We start from the raw sequence: 14,669 nt of genomic DNA, 5'->3' as shown, positions 1-14,669 counted from the left end.
AGTTTTCTTTGGCATGCTGGCAGTTTGGCCATTACAAGAAGTTTTGTCAAATCACCAACAAACCGTCTAGCTGATCTGAACGTTTTCGGGGGCTGCTGATTTTCCGGACGGTGTCTCGGAAATCTCCGCTCCGGTCAACACGTTCGGCCCGCAAAACCTTCGCATGAATGGGAGCGCCGGGACAAACGCAAAGGCCTGCAAGGGCATTCATCCAACGCGCGCGCGGGGCACATTTGCGAGACGCTCGACGAGAAAGTCTACAAACACCCGTACTCGAGAAGACAGGTATCGTCCGTGCGGATAGAGCAGGATGAACGGCCGCGTGCGGTGGCCACGGTCATGGAGCACTTCCACGAGACGGCCTGCACGCAGATCCTCCTCTACGACGAAGCGGTAGGTCTGGAACAATCCGGCGCCGCTGCGCGCCAGGGTGACTCCGGCCAGCGCGTCGCCCGACGTGACATATGCGCCCTTAGTCAATACTTCGCCGTCGCCGGACGGGTTGTCGAAGGTCCAGGCAAGATTGCGGCCGCTGCTAGGCACCTCGAACTGAATGCATTCGTGCGCCACCAAATCCCCGACTGTCTTCGGCACGCCCGCTCGCTGGAGGTAGGCCGGCGTCGCGACTACCACCATATCCGCGTCCTCGAGTTTGCGAGCGACGAGGCCGGAGTCGGCAGGAGCACGTCCGCGAATCGCGAGATCAAAGCCCTCATCGGCAAAGTCGATATTGCGGTTGCTCAGATGGGCCTCGACCCGAACCTCCGGATACTGCTCGCGAAAAGCCGGCAAGAGCGGCAACACCCGGTAGTGGCCATAGGGGGTCGGCATGCTGATCCTTAGCATGCCTGCCGGTGTCATCTGCTGCCCGGTCATTTCGCGTTCTGCGTCCACGAGCTGCGACAGCGCCTGCCTGCATTGCTCGAAGTAGCGCCGTCCAGAATCCGTCAGGCGGATCTGGCGCGTGTTACGTACGAACAGCCGTGCACCGAGACGCGCTTCAAGACGGGCGACCGAACGGCTAACGGCCGCTGGCGTGACGCTCGCGGAGTTCGCGGCCAATGTGAAGCTGCCGAGTTCCGCCGCACGGCAGAAAAGCTCGATGCTACCCAGCAGTAAATCGTCGAATTTTCTTTGCATTCTCGTGCTCCGGCCCGCGCAGCTGGCAGTCGGGAATCGGCCCGCTCGAACTTGTTCCGTCCCGTCACAACTGTTTGACCATGCCGGGTATTCGAAATCGAGGCCAATGCGCATAGATTTGCGTCGTCGGCTCCGACGAGCCCGATCGTCCAGACAGCTGAATCAACTATTCCGAGAGGTTTAATATGAGCAACTCCCCCAAAGTCATCGTGGTCACCGGCGCCTCCCAAGGCATCGGTGCCGAAACAGTCAAGGCGTTCCGCAAGCTGGGTCATAAGGTGGTTGCGACGTCGCGTAGCATCGAACCGTCTGACGATGCGGACGTCGCAACTGTGGCTGGCGACATCGCTGATCCGGCCACCGCTCGGCGCGTCATCGAGACAGCCGTGTCGCGCTTCGGCCGGGTCGATACTCTCGTCAACAACGCAGGCATTTTCGTCGCGAAACCGTTCACCCAATATACCGCCGAAGATTACGCCACAGTAACGAACATCAATCTGGCAGGCTTCTTCTACATCACGCAGCTTGCAGTTGCTCAAATGGAGAAGCAGTCGAGCGGCCACGTGGTCAACATCACCACGACCCTCGTGGATCACGCCATCGATGGAGTGCCGTCGGTGCTGGCCTCGCTGACCAAGGGCGGCCTCGCCGCCGCGACGCGCTCGCTCGCGATCGAGTACGCAAAGCGCGGGATCCGCGTGAACGCAGTATCGCCAGGGATCATCAAGTCGCCAATGCATCCACCTGAAAGCCACGCAGCGCTCGGAGCCCTGCATCCGGTCGGTCACATGGGTGAGATGAGCGACATCGTGGACGCGATTCTCTATCTTGATTCCGCACCGTTCGTGACGGGTGAAATCCTGCACGTGGACGGCGGTCAGATCGCGGGTCACTGAGCACGTCCGGGGTGCCGCTCTCCCCTATACGCGTCAATCACTTTTCAAGGAAAACGACATGCCTATCGTCACTATTCAGGTCACCCGCGAGGGCACAAAGCCGGGCGCAAGTGCCGTGACCAAAGAAGAAAAGGCGCGGCTCATCAAGGGCGCGAGCCAGCTGTTGCTCGACGTGTTGAACAAGCCGCTCGAGGCCACGTTCGTCGTCATCGAAGAAGTAGAAACGGAAAACTGGGGCTGGGGCGGACTACCGGCTCTCGAATACCGCAAGCAGACAGGACTGAAGTAGGTTTGACCGCACCGAGGCCGGTGCCACTGAAGACCGGCCAACGCAGCCTCTGAGACGCCGCGCGCAAGACAAAGGACACTTGATGAAAAGTCCGAGCGCGAGGCTCAGGTCGGCCCGCTGCAAGCGGGCCGACCCACATCGGTGATGATTCGCGCTGCGAAGTTGGCATGCGCGTCGCGAAACTTAACAAACTGACGACTCAGGCTAAGAGTGCCAGCAGATCCTTCGCAGCAGCCGTCGAGGAAGCTGGATTCTGCCCCGTGACCAAGAGGCCATCGGTGATCGCAAAACTTTGCCAATCGTCTGCCTTCTCGTAAAGGCCACCGAGTCGCTTCAACTCATCTTCCACGAGAAACGGGACGACCTTCGTTAGTTGGACGGCCTCTTCTTCCGAGTTCGTGAAGCCCGTAACGCGCCGCCCTTTGACGATCGGCTGGCCGTCGACCACGACATGACGCAGAACGGCTGGCGCATGGCAGACAGCAGCAACAGGCTTTCTAGAGTTGTAAAAGGCCTCGATTAACGCGATCGAGTGCTTGTCCTCGGCCAAATCCCACAGCGGCCCGTGGCCTCCCGGATAGAAAGCCGCGTCGTAGTCTTCCGCCTTCACGTCAGCCAGCTTGAGCGTCCTGGCCAGAACCGCCTGAGCGGCCGGGTCTTCCTTGAATCGCCGCGTCGCGTCAGTCGCACCTTCAGGGGTATCGCTCTTGGGGTCGAGCGGAGGCTGGCCGCCCTTGGGAGACACAACGGTAACTTTCGCTCCTGCGTCGAGGAATGTGTAGTAAGGCGCAGCGAACTCTTCGAGCCAGAATCCTGTTTTGTTCCCGGTATCTCCTAACTGATCGTGCGAGGTCACTACCATCAAGATGTTCATTGCAAGCTCCGTTGTCCGGAACCGGGTTCCGCCACGTTCGGTTCTTGAAGGCTCGCGGCCGAGTTGTGTTGCTTACCCTGTTTGTCGGGGTTGGCGGTCGGCCGCCGGCTCGGGCTGGTGTCGAACTTCCGGCGAGCGGGATGTATCGAGGAGTGGACAACCCTTGCCAAGCTTGAGCATAGGCGGGATTCCGTCCGGCGTAGGCCGCAATAAATCGGTCGACATCCCTGCGTATCACCGCCTGTGTCGCAAGGGGCGGCGATAGCATCTCAGTCGCGTCACAATGATATGCTCGCGCTCGCGCCGCGTTGACAACCTTCGACGGCGCGAAGACCAACTAAAACGAGAGAGAGCATATGGGCCAAAGCTGCATAGCCGGGTTCCATCCGGCATTCAAACATAATATGAAAGCGATCGGGCTGGTCGCACCGACCAGCCTTTTCGCGACACAACAGCAAGCGGCGACGCTCAGTCACCCTGGCACACATACACCGCGCGATGCGGGGAACCAACCTCTTACTCTCCGAACCTTTGCGCGTTCTATTGCTCCGGCACCCCAAAATGGTGAGCCCATGCCGAACCGGCGCGTATGGCGCGATGGCTCTTGCCGCCGGGGCCGTTAAGCAATGACCGATAATTTCGAAGAATCGATGAAACGGCACGCCAAAGAAATGAAAGCATGGTTGATCGATCGCGCATTGCTGGTACTTACTGGACTTGTCCTGGCCGTCGCCGCATGGGCGACGATTCACTACCTGGGCGAGTCGTACTTCTCGGTCTCTGCGTCCGTACTGACCGTGGTACTTCTCGCGGAGAACTGGCGACTGCACAAACTACTGCGTGAGCACAGCATCAAGAGCGCCGCTGGCACGAGGGTGACGACGACGGGAAGACGTAAGGCGATTGCCTCGCGGTCAGAGAAGCCATGCGGACGCAAGACAGCGACCCAACTTCGTTGGCCCCGCTCTGCAATGCCAACCGCTCACGTTCAATCATGACGCCGTGGCGCCGACGACGGCGTCGCGGCCAGCCCAGCTTCACGAGGCTTCGTTGGTGCCGGCATGCGCGAGTAGAGTTTCGCCTTTCATTGGTAGTGATCCGTCCCTAAGAAAGCGATCCGTCAGGAGAGTCATAACGTTGTGACTTGCAGCGGCTTGCGCTGTCAAACGTTATCGGCAAACCCTGTCGAGATGTGAGGTAGAACAAACACTTACGTAATCGTGCTTGACGTTACTATTGCGGCGCAATAGCATTCGTCCATGATCAAGACCTTCTGCTGCGCCGACACGGAGGCCCTGTTCCTGGGCACGAGGGTTGCAAGATTCGCGAACATCGAAAAGGTCGCGATGCGCAAGCTCGCCATGTTGAACCGCGCGCAGACTCTGAGTGATCTCCGGATTCCGCCTAGAAACTGTCTGGAGGCACTCGTCGGAGATCGGGCCGGCCAGCACAGCATCAGGATCAACGATCAATATCGAGTGTGTTTCCGGTTTCAGAACGGGGATGCATACGACGTCGAGATCGTCGACTATCACTAGGAGGTGCGCCATGCCGCGTCAAGTTTCATATCCCCATCCGGGAGAGATCCTGCAAGAGGAGTTTCTCGCTCCGATGGGCATCACCGCGTACCGGCTGGCCAAGGCTATCGGTGTCGATCAAACGCGCATTAGCGAAATCATCGCGGGCGCGCGCGCGATCACGGTCGACACTGGTCTGCGCCTCTCCCGTTTCTTTGGCACGAACGACGAGTTTTGGACTGGCCTACAGCTCGACTACGATACCGCTCACATGAAGGATGAGATGGCTCGAACGTTGGAGAACATTCATCGCTTCGAGCCCGAGTCAGCCTAAGCGCGAGAACCTGATCTTCATCAAGCAACCGCCCGGCTGGGGCGGTTTTTTTCGCTCAGCGGCAACGCGAGTCTCCGCCGCTGATGTTTGCGGAATGGCGGGTTCGTGGTGATTTCTATGTTCTGCCCGCCATTAGTCCACCATAAATCCCTTGCCTATCATCGCGCCGCTCGGGTAGGCCCCACGGGGAACAGCTTTGCCTCCCACATCATTAGGGCAGATCGCACGATGCCGGAGAGTGGGCGCGACAGGCCGGAATCGAAGGTCACCATGACTACCGATCCTGTGTTGTACGGTGCAGTCATGTAGGCATAGCCTGCGTAAGCTCCTGCGACCCGCTGCACTTGTCCCTAGCTTTTCGAGACCACCGGCATTTTCGATTAGCCTGTGATGATCCGGGCTACTATCTGCGAGGACGTACACCGTGGTTCGATGGCAATTGCGGCACACACAGAACGCTTCGTAGTGAGTCTGCCATCCGAATTGGCCAAAAACGACTGGTGTAGCAGCCAATAGGTCGAACGTCGTGTTATCGGAATCGCATCGCGGGCAGTCTGCTATGAGTATCGACATTCTTGTCCTTTTTATGTTTCCCGGTGTGAGCGGTGGTCTATATGCTCAGCGGCGCTTCATCGCGCTCACCTTCTCATTCTCGTCCTTGTTGATGATATCGTAGACGAGATACTGATTCCCTCGATAGGTAATCGTGCTGAACAGGTCATGACATCGGCAGGAGGAAGCCAAAGAGAGCTATCAACGGTATCGCCCGGAAGGACTTGATATACAGACCGCGATGCCATGATGAGGTACGACCCATCCTCGCTTTTGTTCGTAACGTCGTCTTCGTCGCATGAGTCGGCATGTGCGATTGCCGATGTGAAAAAGGCGATCAGTGCGCACACTATTGCATTCGCTCTCATAGCAGAGTCCCCCTAGCTTCGATCCGCGTGGACTCGCCAATCACAAAGCGCAGAAACGCATTCCACGTGTCCCTGGCCATGCCACCGGAATTGGGTAGATGTCTTGCACCTCATCCAGCACGGTCGAACGGAAGGCATTGCACGCAGCGACACGCCGTGCTCGACGCTCTCGCCGCAATGAGAGACGATGTGCAATGAACGCGACGCAGATCGCGCCACTCACACCGATGAACGCGGTGGCTATTTGAATTTCCATCGCCCGCTCCGAAGTGACAGCGCGATCTTAGCTGAACTGCTACGCCCGTGTCATCGACGGGCCGGAAGCCTAGCGCTTGCCATTGCGAATCGCATCCTGCGCATTAGCCGAATACGAGTCGTAACCGAGGCTGTCGTGCCGGTTATCGGTCTTGACAACCATCCGGTCAGGGCATGGGCCGGAAAATGCAAGCATGACGAGGGAATGCACCGCGATCTTGCAACCGCCGACGCTCACATGCGGATAGCCTTCGCCATTGATGGAGGGCGTGAGCAGCCGACCACTAGTTCGAGACCACACGCGGCCCAAGCTCCTGACGAAGTATCAGGGTCAGTGGGGTACGCGTCGCCACTCTTCGCCGGCCTCAGCGGCACGCGCCCACGCAGCGAAACGCCCATCGATGTGATACGAGCCGGAGACGAATCGGCCTTGGCGGGCGCGCCAGTATGGGGAGTCTGGCGGAGAGAGGGGGATTCGAACCCCCGATAGGCTATTAACCTATACACGCTTTCCAGGCGTGCGACTTAAACCGCTCATCCATCTCTCCGGGAGCCGCAGATTATAGCAGACTTCGCCGCGCCCAAGCACCCCTTCTAGGGGTGCCGGATGTAGTCGACGAGCGCCCGTGTATACGCATCCGGCGGCCGATCGAGCAAGCTGACGACGATCGCCGTCACGAACCCAGCCGGCACTCCAAACACGCCTGAGCTGATGGGCTCGATCCCGAACCACCTCGCCCCTGCCACGCCGGTCAACTGCGCAAAAAACGGGTGCGTCGAAACGATGTAATAGAGGCAGACGCCGAGCCCCGCCACCATCCCTGCCACCGCCCCAAGCTGAGTCGTTCGCTTCCAGAACACCCCCAGCACGAGTACCGGAAAGAGACTCGAGGCCGCGAGCGAAAACGCGGCCCCCACGAGGAAAAGAATGTTCCCCGTGTTGAGCGAAGCCACGTAAGAAGCGAACAACGCCACACCAAGCAGCAAAAACTTCGAGATCGTCACGCGCCGCTGCCTCGACGCAGCCGGATCGACCATGTGGTAGTAGAAGTCGTGCGAGAGCGCATTGGCGATCGTCAGCAGCAAGCCGTCGGCAGTCGAAAGCGCCGCCGCGAGCGCACCGGCCGCGACCAACCCCGATATCACATAAGGCAGCCCCGCAATTTCCGGCGCCGCGAGCACGACCATATCGGGCACCATCTGAACCTCGGACCAACGAACGATCCCATCGCCGTTCGTATCCGTGACACTGATCATCGCCGGCTCGATGCGATGCCATTGCGTCACCCACCCCGGCAAATCGGCAAACATGCGCCCGACGAGATGCGTCATGACTTCGTATCGGATCAGCACCGCGAGCACGGGTACCGTCAGATAAAAAAGCGCGATAAAAAACAACGTCCAGCCGACGGAACGGCGCGCCGAAGCGACAGACGTCGTCGTGTTATAGCGCGACAGAATGTGCGGCAAGCTCGCGGTGCCAAGCGAAAGGCACAGCAGCAACGACAGAAAGTTGCGCTCGCGGATCGTGCGCTGCGCATCGTTGGCAGCAGGAAACGGCTCGTAGATCGGCACAGGATCCGCCGCGTGCGCGAGCATGTCGTCCCGCTCTCTCGCCCACATCACGCGAGCCGCCGCGGCATCGCGCGGAAACGCGGCGAGCATGTTCTCGAGCGCATGAATCTCGCGCAGCGGGCCATTGCGGCGCCGCAATGCATCGAGCTCGCCCGTCAGCTTTGACTTTTCCTCACGATATGAAGCCGGCAGGGCCGCGATTCGCATGTCGATCTGGGCCGCGCGCTCGCGGTACCACGCACGCACGCTGCGTTCTTCGCGCGCGTCGCGTACCTGCCGATCGAGTGACTCCATGTGCTCCATCATTCGGCCGTACGTGCGCTGCGGCAGCCATCCCAGGCCATCCTTGTGGGCGATCATCGCAACGGGAATCAGCATCGCGCTGATGAGGATCACGTACTGGGCCACCTGCGTCCACGTCACCGCCCGCATGCCGCCAAGAAACGAGCAAACGAGAATGCCGGCCAGCCCGCAGGCAATGCCGATCGCAAAATCCACGCCGATGAAGCGCGTCGCAATCAACCCCACGCCTTGAATCTGCGCAACGAGGTAGACGAACGAGCACAGAATCGCGCAGACGGCGGCGAGTCCGCGCACGAGGTTGCTCGAGAAGCGCGTGCCGAGAAAATCAGGAATCGTGTAGCGCGCGAGCTTGCGAACGTAAGGCGCAAGCAGAAAAGCGACGAGGCAGAAACCGCCCGTCCACCCCATCAGATAGGCAAGGCTCTCATAGCCCGTCGTGTAGAGCGAACCGGCCAACCCGATGAACGATGCAGCCGAGAGCCAGTCGGCAGCCGTCGCCATGCCATTGAAGAACGACGGCACCTTTCGCCCGGCGACGTAATACTCAACGACATCCGATGTACGTGAAAGCACACCAATAACGGCATAGATGGCGATCGGCAGAAACAGGAAAACATAGCCGACCCAGGGGCCCGCACCGATCGCCTTTTCGACGCGCCACATCGTATAGATGAAGACGAAGAAGCCGATCGTATAGAACGCATAAGCACGCGCGAGACGATTGACGAGCTTCATTTCGCTGATTCCCGATCGGGCTCACGCGACGTGTCGGCCGCCGCCGAGCGCCTTAGCGTTCTATCGGCGAACGTCATCAGAACGATATAGACGGCGATCAATGCAAGGTAAATCAGAATCGCGCCCTGTGCGCCTAGATAGAAAGGCAATCGGAATCCTGCAACACGCACAGCCGAGAGGTCTCGCGCAAATAACGGCACGACGAACGACACGCAAAAGCCGATCGTCATCAGCACGCCGATCGACACGAGGTTGAAGCGCCAATAGCGGCGATGCGCGAGCGCCATTGCTTTCGAAACCGATGGCGGTTCGATTAGCGATGGAGAAACTTGGACGGAATCAGAGGGTCTTGGCGCAGCCATGCGCCTATGTATCAAAAAGGCGCGGCGTGAGCAATCGGGATTGCCCGCGGAGCGCGCGCGGCGTTGAACATCAGCGGGCGAATTCGTCACGGGATGCCGATGTGCAAACGTCCTATTTCTCGGCCGGACTGCGTCGGGGCAAGGCTGTCGCGGCTAGATTCGCGGCTCGGTCTCGAAACCACAGCCCGCTCGAATGGCCCGCGGGCGACAGATGAAAAGGAGAGTCACATCGATGAAACATCCGGATCTGGCCACGCACATGGTATCGCTTTGTGATGAAGAGCCGCAGAACAATGCCCTGGGATATTGCTCCAGCACTGCTCGCAGCCCAGATGGAATCGCAACGCTCACTCCGCTGGGGACTGGCTGGGCGAGGTGGGCGCTGCGAGGAACGAAGGTGGTCGTCAAATGGTTGAACCTTGCGGGCGCGCCCGAATTCCTGCATGTGCTTGATGGAGAAACGACACGGTTGATCAGGTTGCCTCGGCACCTGCTTCAACGATCCCCCGCGGACGTAGTGACGCTTAGGACGGCAAATGCGCCGCAGTACCCCGCCGGTTTGGTCGTGTACTATGGAACAGCCTCGGCACTGTGGGGCAACGCAATAAGCGTTACGCCGCTCGGGAGCTGGAGATATGCTTTGCCAGCCGGTGCTACGGTGGAAATCCAAAACCTCAGCGACCCGGCCAATCCGGCCAAAAACGGTATCTTCGTATCGCAATCGAGCGTAGCAGAATCGTCCCACGCCAGCGTGACCTTCCTGAAGGATTCGCCGGTCGGATAGCGGGCGCCCCCGATAGATGCCAGACACGCGGCGACGCGATGCGCTGCCGCAAGCACCCGGTCAGGGCAGCCATCACAATGGCCACCCCGACCTCGAGCGTCGCGTGTCGCAACCTTGTCTTCAGGCCATCCCCTCACCGCACCTCGGCCAACTGCTCGAGAATGGCGGGATTTTCGAGCGTCGACACATCCTGCGTGATCGCCTCGCCCTTGGCCAGCGAGCGCAGCAAGCGCCGCATGATCTTGCCCGAGCGCGTCTTCGGCAGGTTTTCGCCAAAGCGGATGTCCTTCGGCTTCGCGATCGGCCCGATCTCCTTGGCCACCCACGCGCGCAATTCGTTCGCGAGCTTGACCGCCTCCTCGCCTTGCGGGCGCGCACGCTTGAGCACCACGAACGCCACCACCGCCTCGCCCGTCGTCTCGTCCGGCCGCCCCACCACCGCCGCCTCCGCCACCAGCGGATTGGCCACCAGCGCCGACTCGATCTCCATCGTCCCCAGCCGGTGCCCCGACACGTTCAGCACGTCGTCGATGCGCCCCATGATCGTGAAGTAGCCCGTCGCCTTGTCGCGCACCGAACCGTCGCCCGCCAGGTACAAGTCGCCCCCCAGCTCCGCCGGGTAGTAGCTCTTCTTGAACCGCTCGGGGTCGCCCCAGATCGTGCGGATCATCGACGGCCACGGCCGCTTGATCACCAGGATCCCGCCCTGCCCGTTCGGCACCTCGTGCCCCGTCTCGTCCACCACCGCCGCCATGATCCCCGGCAGTGGCAGCGTGCACGAGCCCGGCACCAGCGGCGTCGCCCCCGGCAGCGGCGTGATCATGTGCCCGCCCGTCTCGGTCTGCCACCACGTGTCCACCACCGGGCAGCGCGCGCCGCCTACGTTCTCGTAGTACCAGACCCACGCCTCCGGGTTGATCGGCTCGCCCACCGTGCCGATCACGCGCAGGCTCGTCAGATCGTAGCTTTTCGGGTGCGCCTTCGCGTCCGCTTCGGCCAGCTTGATCAGCGAGCGGATCGCGGTGGGCGCCGTGTAAAAAAGGCTCACCTTGTGCCGCTCGATCATCTGCCAGAAGCGCCCGCCGTGCGGATAGGTCGGCACGCCCTCGAACATCACCTGCGTCGCGCCCAGCGCCAGGGGCCCGTACGCGATGTAGGTGTGCCCCGTGATCCAGCCGATGTCGGCCGTGCACCAGAACACGTCCTCGGGCTTCCAGTCGAACGCCCACTTGATCGTCTGCGCCGCCCACAGCAAAAAGCCGCCCGTGCTGTGCTGCACCCCCTTGGGCTTGCCCGTCGAGCCCGACGTGTACAGCACGAAAAGCGGCTGCTCGGCGCCCACCCACTCCGGCTCGCAGGTATCGGCCTCGCCCGCCACGAGCTCGTGCAGCCACAGGTCCCGCTCGCCGTTCCACTGCACCGCGCCGCCCGTGCGCCGGTACACGATCACGCTCTTGACGGCCTCGCAGCCGCCCATCGCCAGCGCTTCGTCCGCGATCGCCTTCAGCGGCAGCGCCTTGCCCCCGCGCATCTGCTCGTCGGCCGTGATCAGCGCCACCGCCCCGACGTCCACGAGCCGCTCGTTGAGCGACTTCGACGAGAACCCGCCGAACACCACCGAATGCGGCGCGCCGATGCGCGCGCACGCCTGCATCGCCACCACGCCCTCGATCGACATCGGCATATAGATCACCACGCGATCGCCCTTGCCGATGCCGCGCGCCTTCAGCGCGTTGGCCAGGCGGCACACGCGCGCGAGCAGCTCGGCGTAGGTCACGCGCGTGACCGTGCCGTCGTCGGCCTCGAAAATGATCGCCGTCTGGGCGCCGCGGCCCGCCTCGACATGGCGGTCCAGGCAGTTGTACGACGCGTTGAGCTCGCCGTCTTCGAACCAGCTGTAAAACGGCGCGTTGGACTCGTCGAGCACCTTCGTGAAGGGCTTCTTCCACGTCAGCGTCTCGCGCGCGAGCTTCGCCCAGAATCCCTCGTAATCGCGCTCCGCTTGCGCGACGAGCGCGCGGTAGGCGTCCATGCCAGGAATCGCCGCCTGCGCCGCCAACTCCGCGGGCGGCTGAAAAATTCGGCTTTCGTGAAGGACCGATTCGATCGCAGACATCGAGAACTCCCTATCGATAAACGAAAAAACGAGAAACGAAACTGAATCCGGTACGGGCAGATGCTTGGCTTCAAGCCGATATGATGACGCACGCGGCGCGATCGGACCGCGACGATCGATGTGGCACCGCAGCATCCCGGGCGGTTCTCATGCCTGGCTCGCGAATCAATCGGTGCGTGGCGCGGTACAATAGCGCGCCTTTTTTGTGCTTCGCTGGCGCCTTTCCGGGCGCTTTCAGCGTTTGGATTCGCCGCCTCTCGTCCCCACAGCCTCTTCGCCATGACAGTCATCAAACAGGAAGACCTGATCCAAAGCATCGCCGATGCGCTTCAGTACATCAGCTACTATCACCCGCTCGACTACATTCAGGCACTGGGCCGCGCTTATGAGCTCGAAGAGAGCCCGGCCGCGAAAGACGCGATCGCGCAGATCCTGACGAACAGCCGGATGTGCGCCGAAGGCCGCCGGCCGATCTGCCAGGACACGGGAATCGTCACCGTGTTCGTCAAGGTCGGCATGGATGTGCGCTGGGGCAGCGAGAGCGGTCCCGCGACGATGGGCGTCACCGACATGATCAACGAAGGCGTGCGGCGCGGCTACCTGAACCCCGACAACGTTCTGCGCGCCTCGATCGTGAGTCCGCCTGAAGGTGCGCGTAAGAATACGAAGGACAACACCCCGGCCGTCATCCACTACGAGCTCGTCCCCGGCGACAAGGTCGACGTGCAGGTCGCCGCCAAGGGCGGCGGCTCGGAGAACAAATCGAAGTTCGCGATGCTGAACCCGTCGGACTCGATCGTCGACTGGGTCTTGAAGACCGTCCCGACCATGGGCGCCGGCTGGTGCCCGCCCGGCATGCTCGGCATCGGCATCGGCGGCACGGCCGACAAGGCGATGGTAATGGCGAAGGAATCGCTGATGGAGCCGATCGACATTCAGGAAATCATCGCGCGCGGCCCGCGCGACTGGATCGAGGAGCTTCGCGTCGAGCTCTACGAAAAAGTCAACGCGCTCGGCATCGGCGCGCAAGGCCTCGGTGGCCTTTCGACCGTGCTCGACGTCAAGATCATGGCCGCGCCGACTCACGCGGCCTCGAAGCCGATCGCGATCATTCCGAACTGCGCGGCAACGCGCCATGCGCACTTCACGCTCGACGGCTCGGGCGTCGCCAAGCTCGACGCTCCGCCGCTCGACGCCTGGCCGAAAGTGCAGTGGGTGGCCGACACGGAAACGAGCAAACGCGTCGATCTCAATACGTTGACGCCCGAGGAAGTCGCGAGCTGGAAACCAGGCCAGACGCTGCTGCTGTCGGGCAAGATGCTGACCGGTCGCGACGCGGCGCACAAGCGCATCGCCGACATGCTCGCGAAAGGCGAGAAACTTCCCGTCGAGTTCAAGAATCGCGTGATCTACTATGTCGGGCCGGTCGATCCGGTGCGCGACGAAGTGGTCGGCCCCGCCGGCCCGACCACGTCGACGCGCATGGACAAGTTCACCGAAACGATGCTCGCGCAAACAGGCCTCATTGCGATGATCGGCAAGGCTGAGCGCGGACCCGTCGCGATCGAGGCGATCAAGAAGCACCAGGCCGCGTATCTGATGGCCGTCGGCGGCGCCGCCTATCTCGTTTCGAAGGCGATCCGCGGCGCCAAGGTGCTCGCGTTCGAAGACCTCGGCATGGAAGCGATCTACGAGTTCGACGTGACGGATATGCCGGTCACAGTTGCCGTCGATTCGAAAGGTACGTCCGTCCATGAGACGGGGCCGAAGGAGTGGCGCGCGAAAATCGGCAAGCTGCCGGTCGTCCCTGCGTAATCGCTCGGCGCTCTCGTATCGATCACGTCGCCGTCGCGGGAACCGGGCTCCTCGGGCCCGGTTTTTTCGGACGACCGGGGCAGGCACAGCCACCTTGCCTTGACGGATCGGCCAACGAAACGGGTGTCGTCTTGGCATTTGCCGTCGCACGGTTTATCGTTGCCAATCACGGCCTCAATAGATGCAAAGGGAAACTTCATGAAAGGCGACGCGAAAGTCATCGAATATCTGAACGCGCAACTAAAAAACGAACTGACGGCAATCAATCAGTACTTCCTTCATGCCCGGATCTACAAGAACTGGGGGCTCGTGAAGCTCGGCAAGCACGAGTACGAAGAGTCGATCGACGAGATGAAGCATGCCGACAAGCTGATCGAGCGCGTGCTGTTTCTCGACGGCTTGCCGAACCTGCAGGATCTCGGCAAGCTCATGATCGGCGAGAACACGCGGGAAATCCTCGAGTGCGACTTGAAGCTCGAGCTTGGTTCGCGCGCGACGTGTCAGGAAGCGATCGCCTACTGTGAATCCGTCCAGGACTACGTCTCGCGCCAAATCTTTACCGAGATTCTCGAAGACACTGAAGAACACATCGACTGGCTCGAAACGCAGATCGGCCTCGTCGATAAAGTGGGCCTCGAGAACTATCAGCAGTCCGCAATGGGAAGCGTGGAAGAATAATCGCAGCCATGGCCTCAGAGCTCGACGCGCCAGTCAACGGGTCCGCCGGCGACCCGCTCACGGCTTTCACCGCCAG

The 14,669-nt window shown here is 61.1% G+C and carries 14 protein-coding genes and 1 tRNA gene; 8 read left to right on the top strand and 7 right to left on the bottom strand.

Translation table 11 applies throughout. The annotated features are described in order from the left end of the window. Positions 1–207: 207 nt before the first annotated feature. Positions 208–1,140: a LysR family transcriptional regulator gene (locus AB4Y31_RS04675; RefSeq protein WP_368673448.1), complete on the bottom strand. Its 933-nt coding sequence runs from the start codon at positions 1,138–1,140 to the stop codon at positions 208–210. A 185-nt stretch (positions 1,141–1,325) separates the two neighbouring features. Here AB4Y31_RS04675 and AB4Y31_RS04670 point away from each other — a divergent pair, with 185 nt between their 5' ends. Both AB4Y31_RS04670 and AB4Y31_RS04665 read left to right on the top strand, forming a co-directional pair. Beyond that, on the top strand, positions 1,326–2,036 hold the full coding sequence (locus AB4Y31_RS04670; RefSeq protein ID WP_368672902.1) for an SDR family NAD(P)-dependent oxidoreductase: 711 nt from the start codon (positions 1,326–1,328) through the stop codon (positions 2,034–2,036). Between the two features lie 58 nt (positions 2,037–2,094). After that, the gene (locus AB4Y31_RS04665; protein WP_368672901.1) at positions 2,095–2,325 is read left to right on the top strand and encodes a 4-oxalocrotonate tautomerase family protein; all 231 of its coding nucleotides are present in this window, start codon (positions 2,095–2,097) and stop codon (positions 2,323–2,325) included. 199 nt (positions 2,326–2,524) lie between these two features. On the opposite strand, the gene AB4Y31_RS04660 is transcribed toward AB4Y31_RS04665, so the two are convergent. After that, on the bottom strand, positions 2,525–3,199 hold the full coding sequence (locus tag AB4Y31_RS04660) for a type 1 glutamine amidotransferase domain-containing protein (RefSeq protein WP_368672900.1): 675 nt from the start codon (positions 3,197–3,199) through the stop codon (positions 2,525–2,527). 626 nt (positions 3,200–3,825) lie between these two features. On the opposite strand from AB4Y31_RS04660, the gene AB4Y31_RS04655 reads away from it, so the two are divergent. From AB4Y31_RS04655 to AB4Y31_RS04645, 3 genes are all read left to right on the top strand, one after another. Further along, entirely contained in the window at positions 3,826–4,197 is a 372-nt protein-coding gene (locus AB4Y31_RS04655; RefSeq protein WP_368673479.1) for a hypothetical protein, read from the top strand. 261 nt (positions 4,198–4,458) lie between these two features. Then, positions 4,459–4,737: a type II toxin-antitoxin system RelE/ParE family toxin gene (locus tag AB4Y31_RS04650; RefSeq protein WP_368672899.1), complete on the top strand. Its 279-nt coding sequence runs from the start codon at positions 4,459–4,461 to the stop codon at positions 4,735–4,737. Positions 4,738–4,747: 10 nt separating this feature from the next. After that, a complete protein-coding gene (locus AB4Y31_RS04645) occupies positions 4,748–5,050 on the top strand; it encodes a HigA family addiction module antitoxin (protein WP_368672898.1) in 303 nt (100 codons plus the stop codon). A 1,245-nt stretch (positions 5,051–6,295) separates the two neighbouring features. Here AB4Y31_RS04645 and AB4Y31_RS04640 read toward each other — a convergent pair. The 4 genes from AB4Y31_RS04640 to AB4Y31_RS04625 form a co-directional block, all read right to left on the bottom strand. Further along, the gene (locus AB4Y31_RS04640) at positions 6,296–6,526 is read right to left on the bottom strand and encodes a hypothetical protein (RefSeq protein ID WP_368672897.1); all 231 of its coding nucleotides are present in this window, start codon (positions 6,524–6,526) and stop codon (positions 6,296–6,298) included. 156 nt (positions 6,527–6,682) lie between these two features. Then, positions 6,683–6,773: transfer RNA gene (locus AB4Y31_RS04635), tRNA-Ser, on the bottom strand. Between the two features lie 46 nt (positions 6,774–6,819). Then, positions 6,820–8,838, bottom strand: coding sequence for a sodium:solute symporter family protein (locus AB4Y31_RS04630; protein WP_368672896.1), 2,019 nt, complete (start codon positions 8,836–8,838; stop codon positions 6,820–6,822). Next, the gene (locus tag AB4Y31_RS04625; protein WP_368672895.1) at positions 8,835–9,125 is read right to left on the bottom strand and encodes a DUF4212 domain-containing protein; all 291 of its coding nucleotides are present in this window, start codon (positions 9,123–9,125) and stop codon (positions 8,835–8,837) included. Before AB4Y31_RS04625 ends, AB4Y31_RS04630 begins: the two co-directional genes overlap by 4 nt. Before the next feature lie 307 nt (positions 9,126–9,432). On the opposite strand from AB4Y31_RS04625, the gene AB4Y31_RS04620 reads away from it, so the two are divergent. After that, positions 9,433–9,984, top strand: a complete 552-nt coding sequence (locus tag AB4Y31_RS04620) for a hypothetical protein (RefSeq protein WP_368672894.1) — start codon at positions 9,433–9,435, stop codon at positions 9,982–9,984. 133 nt (positions 9,985–10,117) lie between these two features. Here AB4Y31_RS04620 and acs read toward each other — a convergent pair whose 3' ends face one another. Then, on the bottom strand, positions 10,118–12,100 hold the full coding sequence (acs, locus tag AB4Y31_RS04615; RefSeq protein ID WP_368672893.1) for an acetate--CoA ligase: 1,983 nt from the start codon (positions 12,098–12,100) through the stop codon (positions 10,118–10,120). A gap of 279 nt (positions 12,101–12,379) precedes the next feature. Between acs and AB4Y31_RS04610 the strand changes: the two genes are divergently transcribed. Both AB4Y31_RS04610 and bfr read left to right on the top strand, forming a co-directional pair. After that, a complete protein-coding gene (locus AB4Y31_RS04610) occupies positions 12,380–13,915 on the top strand; it encodes a fumarate hydratase (protein WP_368672892.1) in 1,536 nt (511 codons plus the stop codon). 198 nt (positions 13,916–14,113) lie between these two features. Continuing rightward, the gene (gene bfr, locus AB4Y31_RS04605) at positions 14,114–14,593 is read left to right on the top strand and encodes a bacterioferritin (RefSeq protein WP_368672891.1); all 480 of its coding nucleotides are present in this window, start codon (positions 14,114–14,116) and stop codon (positions 14,591–14,593) included. Positions 14,594–14,669: the final 76 nt, after the last annotated feature.

The organism is Trinickia sp. EG282A, from assembly GCF_040965455.1.
Classification (GTDB): domain Bacteria; phylum Pseudomonadota; class Gammaproteobacteria; order Burkholderiales; family Burkholderiaceae; genus Trinickia; species Trinickia symbiotica.
The sequence above is the reverse complement of the archived record's forward strand: the minus strand, read 5'-3'. Positions and strand labels throughout refer to the sequence as shown.

Coding starts and splice junctions, on each gene's coding strand:
- AB4Y31_RS04670 (WP_368672902.1), top strand. CDS start 1,326: ATGAGCAACTCCCCCAAAGTCATCGTGGTCACCGGCGCCTCCCAAGGC.
- AB4Y31_RS04655 (WP_368673479.1), top strand. CDS start 3,826: ATGACCGATAATTTCGAAGAATCGATGAAACGGCACGCCAAAGAAATG.
- AB4Y31_RS04620 (WP_368672894.1), top strand. CDS start 9,433: ATGAAACATCCGGATCTGGCCACGCACATGGTATCGCTTTGTGATGAA.
- AB4Y31_RS04630 (WP_368672896.1), bottom strand. CDS start 8,838: ATGAAGCTCGTCAATCGTCTCGCGCGTGCTTATGCGTTCTATACGATC.
- AB4Y31_RS04625 (WP_368672895.1), bottom strand. CDS start 9,125: ATGGCGCTCGCGCATCGCCGCTATTGGCGCTTCAACCTCGTGTCGATC.
- acs (WP_368672893.1), bottom strand. CDS start 12,100: ATGTCTGCGATCGAATCGGTCCTTCACGAAAGCCGAATTTTTCAGCCG.
- AB4Y31_RS04650 (WP_368672899.1), top strand. CDS start 4,459: ATGATCAAGACCTTCTGCTGCGCCGACACGGAGGCCCTGTTCCTGGGC.
- AB4Y31_RS04660 (WP_368672900.1), bottom strand. CDS start 3,199: ATGAACATCTTGATGGTAGTGACCTCGCACGATCAGTTAGGAGATACC.
- AB4Y31_RS04675 (WP_368673448.1), bottom strand. CDS start 1,140: ATGCAAAGAAAATTCGACGATTTACTGCTGGGTAGCATCGAGCTTTTC.
- AB4Y31_RS04665 (WP_368672901.1), top strand. CDS start 2,095: ATGCCTATCGTCACTATTCAGGTCACCCGCGAGGGCACAAAGCCGGGC.
- AB4Y31_RS04645 (WP_368672898.1), top strand. CDS start 4,748: ATGCCGCGTCAAGTTTCATATCCCCATCCGGGAGAGATCCTGCAAGAG.
- AB4Y31_RS04610 (WP_368672892.1), top strand. CDS start 12,380: ATGACAGTCATCAAACAGGAAGACCTGATCCAAAGCATCGCCGATGCG.
- bfr (WP_368672891.1), top strand. CDS start 14,114: ATGAAAGGCGACGCGAAAGTCATCGAATATCTGAACGCGCAACTAAAA.